The 16,536-nt window shown below is 34.7% G+C and carries 11 protein-coding genes; 5 read left to right on the top strand and 6 right to left on the bottom strand.

Annotation, left to right across the window (positions count from 1 at the left end; all coding sequences use genetic code 11):
* Positions 1-42: 42 nt before the first annotated feature.
* The gene (locus tag R2782_RS02855) at positions 43-4,137 is read right to left on the bottom strand and encodes a T9SS type B sorting domain-containing protein (protein WP_371266553.1); all 4,095 of its coding nucleotides are present in this window, start codon (positions 4,135-4,137) and stop codon (positions 43-45) included.
* 102 nt (positions 4,138-4,239) lie between these two features.
* Between R2782_RS02855 and R2782_RS02850 the strand changes: the two genes are divergently transcribed.
* From R2782_RS02850 to R2782_RS02835, 4 genes are all read left to right on the top strand, one after another.
* A complete protein-coding gene (locus tag R2782_RS02850; RefSeq protein WP_371266552.1) occupies positions 4,240-6,423 on the top strand; it encodes a radical SAM protein in 2,184 nt (727 codons plus the stop codon).
* A gap of 151 nt (positions 6,424-6,574) precedes the next feature.
* On the top strand, positions 6,575-7,060 hold the full coding sequence (locus R2782_RS02845; RefSeq protein WP_371266551.1) for a biotin/lipoyl-containing protein: 486 nt from the start codon (positions 6,575-6,577) through the stop codon (positions 7,058-7,060).
* An 80-nt stretch (positions 7,061-7,140) separates the two neighbouring features.
* Complete coding sequence (gene accC / locus R2782_RS02840) at positions 7,141-8,583, top strand: acetyl-CoA carboxylase biotin carboxylase subunit (RefSeq protein WP_371266592.1); 1,443 nt, start codon at positions 7,141-7,143, stop codon at positions 8,581-8,583.
* Between the two features lie 2 nt (positions 8,584-8,585).
* The gene (locus R2782_RS02835; protein WP_371266550.1) at positions 8,586-10,127 is read left to right on the top strand and encodes an acyl-CoA carboxylase subunit beta; all 1,542 of its coding nucleotides are present in this window, start codon (positions 8,586-8,588) and stop codon (positions 10,125-10,127) included.
* 53 nt (positions 10,128-10,180) lie between these two features.
* On the opposite strand, the gene R2782_RS02830 is transcribed toward R2782_RS02835, so the two are convergent.
* From R2782_RS02830 to R2782_RS02810, 5 genes are all read right to left on the bottom strand, one after another.
* On the bottom strand, positions 10,181-10,417 hold the full coding sequence (locus tag R2782_RS02830) for a YdcH family protein (RefSeq protein WP_371266549.1): 237 nt from the start codon (positions 10,415-10,417) through the stop codon (positions 10,181-10,183).
* A gap of 88 nt (positions 10,418-10,505) precedes the next feature.
* Positions 10,506-10,907, bottom strand: coding sequence for a hypothetical protein (locus R2782_RS02825; protein WP_371266548.1), 402 nt, complete (start codon positions 10,905-10,907; stop codon positions 10,506-10,508).
* 4 nt (positions 10,908-10,911) lie between these two features.
* Positions 10,912-12,219 carry a 30S ribosomal protein S12 methylthiotransferase RimO gene (gene rimO, locus R2782_RS02820; RefSeq protein ID WP_371266547.1) on the bottom strand — a complete coding sequence of 436 codons (1,308 nt, stop codon included), beginning with the start codon at positions 12,217-12,219 and terminating at the stop codon, positions 10,912-10,914.
* A gap of 121 nt (positions 12,220-12,340) precedes the next feature.
* On the bottom strand, positions 12,341-13,864 hold the full coding sequence (locus R2782_RS02815) for a transporter (RefSeq protein WP_371266546.1): 1,524 nt from the start codon (positions 13,862-13,864) through the stop codon (positions 12,341-12,343).
* Between the two features lie 76 nt (positions 13,865-13,940).
* The gene (locus R2782_RS02810; protein ID WP_371266545.1) at positions 13,941-14,915 is read right to left on the bottom strand and encodes a hypothetical protein; all 975 of its coding nucleotides are present in this window, start codon (positions 14,913-14,915) and stop codon (positions 13,941-13,943) included.
* A 99-nt stretch (positions 14,916-15,014) separates the two neighbouring features.
* On the opposite strand from R2782_RS02810, the gene proS reads away from it, so the two are divergent.
* Positions 15,015-16,493: a proline--tRNA ligase gene (proS, locus tag R2782_RS02805; protein ID WP_371266544.1), complete on the top strand. Its 1,479-nt coding sequence runs from the start codon at positions 15,015-15,017 to the stop codon at positions 16,491-16,493.
* Positions 16,494-16,536: the final 43 nt, after the last annotated feature.

Below are 16,536 nucleotides of genomic sequence, written 5' to 3'. Positions count from 1 at the left end.
AGTAGTGAAAAGGGGTTTAACAAATGGTTAGGAAATGATAAATTACCTTTTCAAAGAAAAATGCCCACGGTATTCTTTTCCATTTTCACGTATAACAACAAACCAATAATCGCTTGATGGAAGATGACTTCCAACAAATGTTCCATCCCAACCTTCAGAATTAGCACTCAATTGTTTGATAAATTTTCCATGTCGATCAAAAATTTTAATACTCAAATTGGGTTCTACTTCAGAAAATTTAATTTTCCATTTGTCATTATAACCATCTCCATTTGGTGTAAAAAACAGAGGATACATCAACAAGTAAACTTCTTGATCAACTGTACCACAATCATTTTTGTCACGAACATAAACTATATATTCTCCACTTGGTAAATTGGTGAAAATGTTGGAATCTTGAAAGTTTACATTGTCTAACGAATATTCATAATCACCTAATCCTGTGGTTGCAATTTGAATAATATTTTCACTGATTGTCCAATCTTTAGTTTCAATATTTGTAATTGTGGCTGGATTTGATAAAACTACAGTAAAGTTTTTTGTAGAAGAGCAAATCAACGTCCCATGCGTTTCGGTAACAGTGACATGATAATTTCCAGGTTGAGAAACGATGATGGAAGATGTATTTTCTCCCGAAGACCAAGTGTAGCTGTCAAAACCATTTCCAGCATTGATTGTTATTTCATCGCCGTCACAGATTGGCATAATTTCATTAATTTCGATTATGGGTTTACTATAAAGTGTCAAATCCAATTCTACAATTTGAAAACAAGTGTTTGGAGAATCAATCCGAACATAGATAATTTTATTTCCGGTTACAAGTTCAAAATTGGTTGTATTTGCAATTTCATCTGAACTAATTTGATTTTCAGCACCATTTAATGAATTATAATATTGAAAAACATTTCCGTTAGAAGCTATTAATTCAGAATTATAACTTGTTAAATCAATTATTTCAACATCATCATTTAAATCATCACAAATAGATTGTGAATAATCATTGGCATTTAAAGTGTTGATTAAATTTATTGTCACAGCCAATCTAGTTGTACTTTCACAACCGTTTAGGGTTTGCGTAGCATAATAGGTTGTGTTGTCAATCAACAAAGTAAAATCAGGAAGTGGTGTTGTGCTTGTATTGCTTCCATACCAAAGAATGTCTGTGCCGTTGACAATTATTGATTGTAAAGTGGCGTTTTCAGTAGAGCAGAAATTTTGGTTTGTTGAGCCAGTTACTGGTGCGGTATTGTTTATGACGACTGCTATTTCTATTCTATCACTTTCACATCCGTTGATTGTTTGAGAAGCATAATAGTTGGTTGCGTTTTGTAAAGGAGTATTGTTAGCTAAGATATTTCCATTTAATTGACTGTCATACCAAGTGATATTTTGACCATTAATCAAAATGTCATTTAAAGTAGCATTTTCTTGGATGCAAAAGGTTTGTTGTGAGGTTCCGGTTGGAAGAGATACTTGATTTATAACAATATTTTGTGTCTGAGTACTGACATTTCCGTTCCCGTCATTATAGTTCCAGATAACACTGTAATTTCCTGGATTTGAAAAATCTAGTGAAGAAGTTGTTGTAGCGATAATAGTTCCCGAGCAATTGTCATTGGCTGTAGGAATGTTTGTAATTACGGTATTGCAATCACCGTTTATGACTGGTAAATTAGAAAGATTGGGTATTGGAGCTAGAGTATCTCCAACTATAACATCAATGGTTATTGTATTATCACAATCTCCAGTACCGGTAATTTCACAACTGTACTGTCCGCTATGACTTGAATTTACATTTGTTATGATTGGATTTTGCTCAGTAGAAGTAAAGCCATTTGGTCCATTCCAAAGGTAATTAGTACCACCTGTTGCGTTAAGTTCAAGGTTACTACCGATGCAAGTTGGGGTATTGCTGGTTGCATTGGTTGATGAAAGACAATCTTTAAATTTATTAATAAAATAATTAGGGTAAAAATTTGTAAATTGTTGATGCGAATTAGGGGTAGTAATTCCACTTGAACTGTAACTATAACCTCTAATAAAAATACCTCCGTTATAATCTAATTTAATGTTAGTATTATAATCATCATTTTGACCACCAAAGTAGGTTCCCCAAATTCTATTTCCAAATTTATTAAATTTGGCTATAAAAGAATCATAGCCTCCATTCAAATTTTCTGAATAGGCGTCAATAGTAGAAATATTTGAAAGACTCCACGAACTGCCTGCAAGGAAGACATCGTTATTCAAATTTACATCGATAGTGTATCTACCCCAATGTTCTAATTCCTCCCCACCATAATACGTTCCCCAAACTAATAGTCCAGATTGATTAAATTTAGCCAAATATGCATCAGCATCGGTCAATACACCTCCTTTTATTTGTTGATGAGCATCAGTTGATGCAATAAATTCATTACTTCTTGTATGTCCAGAAATGTAAATATTGTCTTCAAAATCGACAATTAATTTGTTGTTGTATTCGGCTTCATAGCCTCCATAATATGTACCCCAAATTCTTTCTCCATCAGGACTGAATTTATTTATAAATGAATCTAAATATTGAACTCCAGTTTGTGTATTATAGCTAAAGATTGGTTGATGAGTTTGTGGAGTAGCAATATTATTATTTGATGAGTAAACATCCCCTGAAAAGAAAATGTTCATATTACTATCAGTGTCCACACCCCTAATTTCACAAAGTCCAAAATAAGACCCCCAGATTCTATTTCCTAAGCTGTCAAATTTTACTATAAATCCTTCACCAGTAGTGTTGTAGTTAACAGGTTGTGTTCTATTTTCTTTAAAACTTCCAGACGTTGAAATTCCATTCACACTGTATGTGTTGCCAACTATTATGATGTTGTTATTTAAATCTATACTTAAAGCAAGTGCATTGTCATCAGCCTCTCCACCTAAATACGTACCCCAAATTCTTATTCCGTCAAGATTAAATTTTGCTATAAAGCAATCGTTTCTTCTAAAAGGATCACCATTTCCTGGATTGTAAGTAACACTATGCGTATTTGGTGTTGCAATATTAAATTGACTCCACGTTACACCAGTAACAACCAATTCATTATTTCTTAAATCTGAAGCATAAATATTGTCCCTATCTTCACCACCGAAATAAGTACTCCAAATTCTATTTCCATCAGGATTAAACTTAACAATAAATCCGTCTGTCAAACCGCTTAAAGTTGTTTGATGAGATCCTGTAGTAGCAATATTATTACTACTTTTTGTGCCGCCACAGTAATATAAATTGTTATTATTATCAACAGATAAGCCTATTAACTGACCATCATTTGGTGCATGACCATAATATGTCCCCCATAATCTAATAGGGACTGGATCAATGATTATAGTATTATCATAATTAATATTCGTTTTACTTTCAAAGCCATAAACATTCTTTTTAATCTTTTTGTAATTAATATTAATCAGACTCTTTTCATTATTGTTTTCAATCCAACTCATAGGGATTATTTCTTCCATCTCACCAAAACGAAGTTGCATTCTGATTTTGTTTTCAATTAACTCTGATTTTACTCCTTTGATATTTAATTGGATGTCAGAAATTTTTCCTCCTGGTTTTACTATGAAATTATATTCAACTGTCTTTGTAGAATCATTTGGTATTAAGAAAACAATATCAATCTCATTATAAATATTATGGTAAGTAACAGACTGATATTTATAAACATTTGTTATACCTCTTGTTGTATGAATTAAATTATAGTAATTATCATAGTCTAATGATTTCTGTTCAGATGTTAATTTTATATTTTTATTTGAGTTTAAGAAATCAATGTCAATTCTATGGAAATTTCTTTTTGTTGAATAGTCAAGAGATTTAGTTCCTTTGTCATTATTTAAGCTATATGAATAAAATGCTTTATCATTTTTCGTTAAAGCAACTTTTTCAACCTCATAAACATCATACGAAAATCCATTTTCTCTCAATTGAACATTCAAACCGTTTGTATTCAAAAGATATTTTACTGCCGGATTAGGTTTTCCTTTCTGATCAACAATTTGTCCTTTATTTTCAATAAAACCTATTGAAGATGATTTATTTTGTCCCAAAACAATACTGGAAACTAATAATAGAATGGTATAAACTAATGCTTTCATTAGCAAAAAAATAGAAATAATTACAAATATACTTATTTTCTTATTAAAGAAACGTTATGAAAACTATATGTAAAAAAATCTATTTTTGTAAAAAAATCCCTTTTGAAAAACCTACTCCTCATCACCCCGCCTTTCACTCAACTGAATACGCCGTATCCGGCAACTGCCTATTTGAAAGGTTTTCTAAATACCAAAAACATTTCCTCTTTTCAGATGGATTTAGGTATTGAAGTGATTCTTGAAATTTTTTCAAAAAAAGGATTGGAAAAAATGTTTCAAGTTTCAGGTTTCAAGTTTCAGGTTGATGAGAATTGTCAAAGGATTTATGCGTTAAAGCAAGATTACATCCAAACAATTGATTCTGTAATTTCTTTTCTTCAAGGAAAAAATCCAACTTTAGCACGACAAATTTGTTCCGGAAATTTTTTACCTGAAGCCTCTCGTTTTGAGCAGTTGGATGATATGGAATATGCCTTCGGAACGATGGGAATGCAAGATAAAGCCAAACATTTAGCGACATTATATCTTGAAGATTTATCTGATTATATTGTGTCGTGTGTGGATGAAAATTTTGGTTTCAGTCGCTACGCTGAACGATTAGGGCGAAGTGCCAATTCCTTTGACGAATTATACCATCAATTGAATCAAAAACCAACGTATATTGATGAAATTACGCTTTCCATTCTCAATCAGAAACTGATTGAAATTCAACCTAAATTGGTATGTTTTTCCGTTCCGTTTCCCGGAAATTTGTACAGTGCTTTTCGATGTGCTCAATTCATTAAAACCAATTTTCCCAACATCAGAACAGCTATGGGAGGCGGTTTTCCAAACACCGAATTACGTGATGTAAAAGACAAACGCGTCTTCGAATTTTTTGATTTTATTACGTTGGATGATGGTGAATTGCCGATTGAACTTCTGGCTTCCAGCATCCAACTTCCGGCATCCAACCAATACAAACGTACTTTTCTCCTCGAAAACAACCAAGTCGTTTACAAAAACAATTCAACTCAGCCAGACTATAAGCAGTCCGAAGTCGGCACACCCGATTATTCCGATTTGCAGTTGGATAATTATATTTCGGTTATCGAAATTGCGAATCCAATGCACAGTCTTTGGAGCGATGGCCGTTGGAATAAACTCACCATGGCTCACGGTTGCTATTGGGGAAAATGTACGTTTTGCGATATTTCACTTGATTATATCAAATTATACGAACCCATTGCTGCCAAAACTTTGGTAGATAGAATGGAAGAACTCATTGCACAAACCGGCGAAAACGGTTTCCATTTTGTGGACGAAGCAGCTCCTCCGGCTTTGATGAAAGAAGTGGCGTTGGAAATTCTCCGACGAAAATTAACGGTAAGTTGGTGGACAAACATTCGCTTTGAAAAAAGTTTTACTGCCGATTTGTGTCAGCTACTTAAAGCTTCCGGTTGCATTGCCGTTTCCGGTGGATTGGAAGTGGCTTCCGACCGATTATTAGAACTCATCAAAAAAGGAGTAACAGTCGAACAAGTGGCTCAAGTCACTCGAAATCTTACTGAATCTGGCATTATGGTGCACGCTTACTTGATGTATGGCTATCCTACACAAACCATTCAGGAAACGATAGATAGTTTAGAAATGGTTCGACAATTATTTGAATTGGGCATTTTACAATCGGGTTTTTGGCATCAATTTGCTATGACTGCTCATAGTCCGGTAGGCATGTTTCCCGAAGAATTTGGCGTCATACCGCAACATAATGAAATCACTTTTGCCAATAACGATATTCAGTTTACCGACAAAACCGGCATCAATCATGATAAATTCAGCTTTGGATTGAAAAAATCACTCTTTAATTATATGCACGGCATTTGCTTTGATTATGAGTTACAGGAGTGGTTCGATTTTAAAATTCCTAAAACCAAAATTGCCCCGGATTATATTCTTTCTTGTTTAGAAAAAGAACATAACTTTCACATAAAACCAACGGCAAAAATAGTTTGGATAGGGGGGAAGCCTTCCTCTGAATCATTTATTAAATCTAAAAAAGGACAATCATGGGAAATGATGAAATTGACTTTCCACTCTAAAATTGAAACAGTTGAAATTACATTAGAAAAAGAAATAGCATTTTGGTGGATTGAAATCTTGGAAAAAATTTCGGTTACAACTGCCAAAACATTGACTTTTTCTCAAATAAAACAAGATTTTGAAACGTACTTCGAAGATTTCGAATTGTTTTGGTACTCCAAACCAATTAAAACGCTTCAAAATGTTGGGTTACTGGTTTTGTAAATTACAATCTTAATGAATCTTAATTACTTAATGGTTTAAATAATTAAGATTAAATTTTTGGATTGACTATACTAATTTAGCGAAATTCTCTCTTTTTACCTTTACGAAAACGTTTTAAATATGTATTTTTACCACATTCAAAAATACATGTATGAATCAAAAATTCAGACTTTCTGTCAATCAAAGTGAAGCCTTTGAAAAAACTAAACAGGATATTGCCCAATTTGATGGCATCAACACATCTTCCAATTCTTTTCATATTCTACATCAAAACAAACCTTTTTTGGCAAAAATTACAGCAGCTGATTTTCTCAAAAAAACGTACACAGTTGAAGTAAATCACAATTCCTATACCGTTGAAATTGCCAATGAATTGGATATTTTAATCAAAGAAATGGGATTTGAAGTGGGTAAAACCAAACAAATCAATGCCATCAAAGCTCCAATGCCGGGATTGATTCTGGAAATCAATGTTTCGGTTGGTCAGGAGGTAAAAGAAAATGAAAACTTACTGATTTTAGAAGCCATGAAAATGGAAAACAGTTTTGCTTCCCCTCGTGATGGAGTAATAAAATCGATAGCAGTTGCCAAAGGCGATGCGGTAGATAAAGGCCAATTGTTGATTGAGTTTGAATAGAAAGTATTAAGATAAAAGTAGTAAGTATCAAGACGGATTAGTGAGTTGAGATGCAAGATAAATTCATAAAAATGAAAAAAATCACAAAAATACTAGTTGCTAATCGAGGAGAAATTGCCATTCGAGTAATGAAAACCGCTCAAAAAATGGGAATCAAAACGGTAGCCGTGTATTCTACAATTGACCGAAATGCTCCTCATGTAAAATTTGCCGATGAAGCCGTTTGGATAGGCGAATCACCTTCTAATCAATCTTATTTATTGGGAAATAAAATCATCGAAGTAGCCAAGTCGTTGGGTGCAGATGCTATTCATCCAGGTTACGGATTTTTAAGTGAAAATGCTGCTTTTGCTGAAGAAGCAGAGAAAAATAACATCATTTTCATCGGTCCAAAATCAAAAGCCATTCATATCATGGGAAGTAAATTAGCAGCAAAAGATGCTGTGAAAGCCTATAATATTCCAATGGTTCCCGGGTATGACCAAGCGATAACCGATGTTGAAAAAGCAAAACAAGTAGCTACACAAATTGGATTTCCCATTTTAATCAAAGCTTCTGCCGGTGGAGGTGGAAAAGGAATGCGAGTGGTAGAAAAAGAAGCTGATTTTGAAGCTCAAATGAATCGTGCCATCAGTGAAGCTACATCTGCTTTTGGCGATGGTTCTGTGTTTATTGAAAAATATGTTGCTTCGCCTCGACATATCGAAATTCAGATAATGGCGGATGAGCATGGTAATATTTTGTATTTATTTGAAAGAGAATGTAGCATTCAACGTCGTCATCAAAAAGTGGTGGAAGAAGCACCTTCTTCGGTTTTAACGCCCGAATTGCGGAGAAAAATGGGTGAAGCGGCTGTTCTAGTAGCCAAATCGTGTGATTATCTCGGAGCCGGAACGGTTGAATTTTTGTTGGATGAAAACTTGAATTTCTACTTCCTCGAAATGAATACCCGCTTGCAGGTGGAACATCCGGTAACGGAAATGATTACGGGTGTGGATTTGGTTGAAATGCAAATTCGGGTGGCTCAGGGAGAAGTTTTATCTGTTAAACAAGAAGATTTGAAAATCAATGGTCATGCGTTGGAATTACGAGTGTATGCCGAAGATCCGCTGAATGATTTTCTCCCGAGTGTTGGCTTTTTAGAAGAATATACCTTGCCTGAAGGCGAAGGAATTCGTGTAGATAACGGTTTTGAACAAGGCATGGATGTGCCGATATACTATGATCCAATGTTGGCCAAATTAATTACGTATGGAAAAACACGTTCGGAAGCCATTCAACTGATGAGCAAAGCAATTGATGCTTACAAAGTGAAAGGTGTACAAACTACCTTACCATTTGGAAAATTTGTGTGTGAGCACGAAGCCTTTCGTTCGGGAAATTTTGACACCCATTTTGTCAAAAAGTATTATGATGCCGATAAACTTAAGTCAAAACACAGTGAAGAAGCAGAAATTGCTGCTATGGTAGCGTTAAAGCAATACCTGGAAGATCAAAAAATGGTTCGATTACCAATTCAATAAGCATGGAAAAAAAGATAAAAGTATTACAAGATAAACTAGCCGAAGCAAAACTTGGAGGAGGAAAAAAAAGAATCGAAACCCAACATGCCAAGAAAAAATTAACGGCTCGCGAACGTGTCAATTATTTATTGGACGAAGGTTCATTTGAAGAAATTGATGCCTTAGTCACTCACCGAACTACTGATTTCGGAATGGAAGGTGAACAGTATTATGGCGATGGAGTAATTACCGGTTATGGAACAGTACACAGCAGATTAGTTTTTGTGTTTGCACAAGATTTCACAGTTTTTGGCGGATCATTATCCGAAACCCATGCTGAAAAAATCTGTAAAGTGATGGATATGGCACTCAAAAACGGAGCACCCATGATTGGTTTAAATGACTCAGGTGGAGCGAGAATTCAAGAAGGGGTTCGTTCACTGGGTGGTTATGCCGATATTTTCTTTCGAAATGTAAAATCAAGTGGAATCATTCCGCAAATTTCTGCTATTATGGGACCTTGTGCGGGTGGAGCGGTATATTCTCCTGCTATGACCGATTTTACGATGATGGTGGAAAATACCAGTTATATGTTTGTTACCGGTCCAAATGTGGTAAAAACGGTCACCAATGAAACGGTAACTTCTGAAGAATTAGGTGGAGCAAGTACGCATTCTACCAAATCAGGGGTCGCACATACAACCTCAGCAAATGATGTGGAATGTTTGGAAGATGTAAAAAAGTTGTTAAGTTATCTTCCACAAAGTAATAAAGAAAAAACACCAAAAGTTCCTTATGAATTGAAAGACGAAATTCGGGAACAATTGATGACGATAATTCCTGATAATCCCAATAAACCCTATGATATGCATGAAGTGATTCAGGGAATTATTGATGAAGAATCATTTTTTGAAATTCACAAAGATTATGCCGAAAATATTATTGTAGGATTTGCTCGTTTGGGTGGAAGAAGCATCGGGATTGTGGCAAATCAACCGTTATATTTAGCAGGTGTTTTGGACGTAAACAGTTCAGTAAAAGCTGCACGTTTTACTCGTTTTTGTGATTGTTTTAATATTCCGCTTTTAGTTTTGGTAGATGTACCCGGATTTTTACCCGGAACCGATCAGGAATGGACAGGAATCATTCGTCACGGAGCTAAATTATTATATGCGTTAAGTGAAGCAACGGTACCTAGGGTAACGGTTATTACACGAAAAGCATATGGTGGAGCCTATGATGTAATGAACTCGAAACACATTGGTGCCGATATGAATTTTGCTTGGCCAACCGCAGAAATTGCGGTGATGGGTGCAAAAGGAGCTAGTGAAATTATCTTCAAAAAAGAAATTGCCGAAGCCCTTGACCCGGCTGCCAAATTGATTGAAAAAGAAACAGAATATGCAGAAAAATTTGCTACACCTTATTTAGCAGCTCAACGTGGATTTATCGATGAGGTTATTATACCAAATGAAACCAGAAAAAAGTTGCTAAAAGCCTTCAGTATGTTGGAACATAAAGAAGTGGAATTGCCGAAAAGAAAACACGGAAATATACCATTATAATGTTAAAATATTAATTTAAAAAAGTCAGGAAGAAATAAATCTTCCTGACTTTTTTAGTTTTTTTGAAGAAAAGTATAAATCTCATCTTTCAAAAAAACGCGATCTTTTCGTTTGTGTGTTAATTCATCATCATTGAGCGGAATTTCTCCTTTTTCAATTTCAAAAATTTCGGTGTCCAAAGTATTATATGAACTCATAAGTACTTGAAATTCTTCATTGTGATGATATAAATCTTTGATTTTTTCGGCAAATTCCGGAAATTCTTCAAGTAAAGGATGTTTGCTAATCATGGGTAAAAATTTTAGTTACTATTTATACCCCTAAGTTACTCTTTTAAATCCGGCAAATTAATGACATTTGTCAGGAAACAAAGAGAAATTAGTTTTTCTTTTTCTTTTTAGACTTATTGTTGTTTTTATTTTTTAATTCTTCAAAAATAATAATCTGTTCAGGGTTTAATATTTTTAAAATATTTTCATCAAAATCTTTAACAGCATCTTCAAATTTTATTTTCTTTTCATTATTCGAAATATCACTGGCATGAATTTTTTCAGCACTTTTTTGATTTTCCATCAGATAAACTTTTACAGCAGCTTCTTGAAAAGAGTCTAATGAAAGCTCTTCTTTTAAATAAGCCAACGTTAATTCAACAGGATCCTTTTTAGCTCCTTTAGGTTTTTCTGTATGATAGTTTGGAGTCCTTCCAACAGATCTGTCAACTTGAGCATTGACTTTGTTGAATATCAGAAATAGAACAAATAAAAAACTAATTTTTTTCATATTTCTACTCATTTAAAGGCTCTCCATATAAGTCAAACTCGGTAGCATCTATAATAGTAATCATACAAAAATCACCCACCTTTAAATAAAATTTTGAGGCATCAATTAACACTTCATTGTCTACATCCGGACTATCAAATTCTGTTCTTCCGACAAAATACGGACCTTCTTTTCTGTCAATAATACAACGGAAATGTTGACCTATTTTCTCTTGATTTAACTCCCAAGAAATTTGTGCTTGAATATCCATGATTTCAGCAGCACGTTGTTGTTTAACTTCAGTAGGAACATCATCTTCTAAAAGATAAGCATGAGTGTTTTCTTCATGCGAATAGGCAAAACAGCCTAAACGTTCAAATCGCATTTCTGTCACCCAGTCTTTTAGGATTTGAAAATCTTCTTCGGTTTCACCGGGATAGCCAACAATCAATGTGGTTCTGATAGCCATTCCTGGGACTGCTTTTCTGAAATCTTTTAAAAGGTTGGTGGTTTTTTCTTGTGTGGTTCCACGACGCATTGATTTCAAGATGTTATCTGATATATGTTGCAGCGGTATATCAATATAATTGCAAATTTTTGGTTCGTTTTTCATCAATTCCAACACATCCATCGGGAATCCTGAGGGGAAGGCGTAGTGAAGACGAATCCATTCAATTCCGTCAATTTTAACTAAGTTTTCTAAAAGCTCTGCTAAATTTCTCTTTTTGTATATGTCTAAACCATAATAGGTGAGATCTTGTGCAATTAAAATCAATTCTTTTACTCCATTTTTGGCTAATCCTTCGGCTTCTTTAACCAATTTTTCAATAGGTTGCGAAACATGTTTTCCTCTCATGATTGGAATAGCACAAAAGCTACACGGGCGATCACATCCTTCTGCAATTTTTAAATAGGCATAGTTTTTTGGAGTGGTGGTTAATCGCTCACCCAACAATTCATGCTTGTAATCAGCCCCAAGTGTTTTAAGTAAAATGGGCAAATCGGTAGTGCCAAAATATTGATCTACATTTGGGATTTCTTTTTCTAAATCGGGTTTATATCGTTCAGACAAACAGCCGGTAACAAAGACTTTATCAACAATACCTTGTTCTTTTTTTTCTACATACTCCAAAATCGTATTAACAGATTCTGCTTTGGCATTATCAATAAACCCACAAGTATTGATGACTACAATATTACCTTCTTGTTCATGAACCACATCTTTTCCACTGGCCTTTAGTTGCCCCATAAGAACCTCACTGTCGTAGACGTTTTTTGAGCACCCTAGTGTAATGACGTTAATTTTGTTTTTCTTAATCGATTTGGTTCTCATTGTGTATTGTCTTTTACTCCTTTATGCGGTGCAAAATTACAGTTTTATTTATGATTAATTGTAATAAATAAAAAAACCATCTACAAGAAGGTAAATGGTTTTTGATACTTTTTGAAGCCTTTTAAAATTTTATGGTATAGCTTAATGTTACATTGTTATTAATAGCTGTGAGTCGAGAAGCATCATTTAATCCGGAACTGATTAAATCAAAGTTCATTTTTCTTCTACTATAGGCATAGGCTAAATCTAATCTTGAAATTCCAAAATCAAATCCAATACCACCAGAGTAACCTGTTAAATCTCCCATAGCAGTATCAATTTTATATGGACTTTCTTCAAAACGATAGCCACCTCTAAAACTCCATCGTTTATGCTTTATTTCTCCACCCACTTTAATTTCTGCAGCGGTATCTAAATTTGCCGACATGAAACTGTTAATTGATTCTAATTGACTATCACTTTTTGGCCTAAATGTTGTTTTGCTGTAATCTTTCATGGCATAATCAATACTAATCAGAGCTTTATCTCCAAAAACATAGGCAAAACTTCCGGTTAATTTGCTTGGTGTTTGAATTTTATATGATTCAAAAACCATAATGATGTTCGGATCAAAAATAACCGGATTTAGATTTGGGTCACAATCTGCACAGTAGGTAATTGTTCTTTGACTGACTTCATCGTTCAAACTATACCAGGTAGGTGATTCATACGCTAAACCGAGTCTTAATCCTTTCGTTATTTTTCCAATAACACCAACACCAAAGGAAAATCCACCACCGTAAGTATATGTTTCTGTATCAAATTGAACGGAACGAAGTCCTGTTGAAGAATTATTATCGTAACTTTCGTATATAGAAATTGTATTAGTCAAATCTGTAAAGTGAGCATTCAAATTAAGCCCGATAAAGAGTCTGTCTTTAAATGACGTGGCAATATTACCGGTTACTTTTCCATTATAACCTGTTGCAAAAGTGTAATTTTCTTGGTAATAATTGCCATCTGTGGGGACATTGGAAACATAAACGCTATTTTCCGGATTTTCATTATCAACTGGATTGAACATATAAGCATTATAACCCAAAAAAGCTTGTTGATCAATAAAGTTCAGTTCATCAAAAAAAGCTGTGTCGAGAACATTCAAAAATATTCCTCCTTCATTAGGCAAACCATTAGCAAATCTCAAGAAATACCCATCAATAGAATTAGAAGGATTGATACCTCGCGTGTAAAACTGATTGTCAAAATTCGAATTATTTTCATAATTCAATGCCAAGTTAAACTTGTTCCAACCACTTGAGGAGTTATTATTTTTAAAAACAAAAACACCACCGGCTTGGTTGATATCTAAATCATGGTCACTTTCAACGGTTCGGGTTCCAAAGTAGGAAGAACTATTTCTGATGTTAAAATTACTAAAAGAGACAGAAGCCTGATTATAACTAAAAATAGCAGAACCGGCTGGATTTACATTTATAGCAGACAAATCTCCTCCAACAGCCCCAAACGCTCCGCTCATCGACCTAAATCTGGCAGAACCGGTTAAATTATCGATAGCATAACGTAATCCTTCATTTGGTGTTATTTCTTGCGAAAGGGATATAAAGGTTGTAAATAAAAAACAACCGTAAATTAAAATCTTTTTCATAGGTTTTTATTTTTTCATACAAATACCTATGCAACCCGTAGAGATTCAACATAGGTATTTTAATTATTTATTTAAATTATCCTCTTCCTCTACCACCACCTGACGAACGTCCGCCACCGCCACCACTTGATGATCGACCTCCACTAAAGGAACCACTCGAATTGGAACGAGAGCCTGAATAAGATGAAGAAGACGAACTTCGGGTAGAGGAATTGTTTCTTACACTTGTTGAAGATGAGTTTGCACGAGTGTTATTTCTTGTACCAACATTGTTGCTATTATATTCTCTAGTACTGTTTGAGTTACGTGGAGAAATTTGGTTACTTCGTGTAGAAGAACTTCTGGTTCTTGTCCCAAAGTTACTACGTGTGGATGTTCGTCCATTTGTTGTATAAGATGTTCGTCCATTATATCTCCCTTCAGAATATCTGTTTCCATAATATCCTCCTGTTCTTCTACCTCTTGTGTAAGCATAGTTGTTTCCATACCAACCATATCCCCAAGGATTTCCATACCAATTATTCCATCCCCATCCCCAACCTGGGCCGTACCAATTATACCACCCCCAACCGGGTCCATACCAATTGTTCCATCCCCAGCCAACATTCCAACCCCAACCTGGGCCGTACCAGCTATTCCACCCCCAACCGGGTCCATACCAGTTATTCCAATAATTCCACCCCCAGTTATTGTCATAAACGTTAACTGTAACAGAGGTAGGGTTTGATCCCCAAGCAGCGTAAGCATCGTAGTTGCGTTCTGAAACAGCGGTAGTGTCTTCTACAGAAGAGTAGTTTTCTACGTCTGTAAAAACCTGTTCGTCAGCGATTAATTGTTTCGATTTAAAATAATTTTGATACGCTTGATTCGTATTGTTTTGATCATCATTATTCGTTGCCACTTCGTTATTTCTTTGCGTGTTCCCATACACACCGTCATTATCATAATATGAAGCATTTTGATAGGAACCACATGATACTAATAACACACCTGAAAAGAAAAATACTAAACGGGTAATGTTTTTTGTTGTGAGGTAATAATTAGTTTTCATATTCAGAGCATTTTTATTGTTGTTATTACAAAAATAGTTAGTTTTGCCGAACTATTTAGTTAAAATAAGTTAAACAATTTTTATGCCAAATTATTCAAAATGAGTAAGAACCTTACGAAAAGATCCGAAGATTATTCAAAATGGTACAATGAACTTGTGGTTAAAGCAGATTTAGCTGAAAACTCAGGGGTTAGAGGTTGTATGGTTATTAAGCCCTACGGTTATGCTATTTGGGAAAAAATGCAGGCTGAATTGGATCGAATGTTTAAAGAAACAGGACATTCAAATGCTTATTTTCCATTATTTGTGCCCAAAAGTATGTTTGAAGCAGAGGAAAAAAATGCAGAAGGTTTTGCCAAGGAGTGTGCTATTGTCACACATTATCGTTTGAAAAATGATCCGGATAACAAAGGCAAATTGATGGTTGATTCTAATGCAAAATTAGAGGAAGAACTAATTGTTCGTCCAACTAGTGAAGCCATTATTTGGAGCACTTATAAAAATTGGATACAATCTTATCGCGATTTACCTCTTTTAATCAATCAATGGGCAAACGTGGTAAGATGGGAAATGAGAACCCGATTGTTTTTGCGAACAGCTGAATTTTTATGGCAAGAAGGTCACACGGCACACGCCACACAAGCTGAAGCAATAGAAGAATCGGTAAAAATGATGAATGTATATGCAGATTTTGCTGAGAGTTTTATGGCTATTCCTGTTGTGAAAGGTGTAAAAACAGAATCAGAACGTTTTGCGGGTGCCATTGAAACGTATTGTATAGAGGCTTTAATGCAAGATGGAAAAGCTTTACAGGCAGGGACTTCTCACTTTTTAGGACAAAATTTTGCTAAAGCGTTTGATGTAAAATTTGCCAATGCAGAAGGAAAACAAGAGCATGTTTGGGGAACATCCTGGGGGGTGTCAACACGCTTAATGGGGGCGTTAGTAATGACGCATTCAGATGATAAAGGGTTGGTTTTACCACCAAATTTAGCTCCAATTCAAGTGGTAATTGTCCCGATTTATAAATCCGATGAACAATTGGAAGCTATTTCAGTTGAAGTTGAAAAATTAATGGTTGCTTTGAGAAAACTAAGTATTTCTGTGAAATTTGATAATAGAACCACGCACAAACCCGGTTTTAAGTTTAATGAGTATGAATTAAAAGGAGTTCCTGTTCGAATTGCTGTTGGTCCAAATGATTTGGAAAACGGAACATATGAAATTGCCAGAAGGGATAATTTAACCAAAGAAGTTGTTTCTAAAGAAGGGATAGAAATTTATATTCAAAATCTATTGGAAACAATTCAAAAAAGTTTGTTTGACAAAGCTTTTGAATATCGGAATAATCATATCACGGAAGTAAACAGTTTCGAGGAATTTAAAAATTTGCTCGAAACTAAAGGTGGTTTTTTTGCGGCTCATTGGGACGGAACACCTGAAACAGAGGAAAAAATAAAAGAGTTAACAAAGGCTACTATTCGTTGTATTCCGTTAAATAGAAAAGAAGAGACGGGTGTTTGTATGTTTAGCGGAAAACCATCCGAAGGGAGGGTACTCTTTGCGAAAGCATATTAAAAAAAATAAAAAAAGTAATTTTAACTATTGTGAGTGTAAAAAA

It is taken from the genome of Flavobacterium sp., assembly GCF_041392085.1.
Classification (GTDB): domain Bacteria; phylum Bacteroidota; class Bacteroidia; order Flavobacteriales; family Flavobacteriaceae; genus Flavobacterium.
Note: the sequence above shows the minus strand (reverse complement) of the source record. Positions and strands in the feature narration are given on the sequence as shown.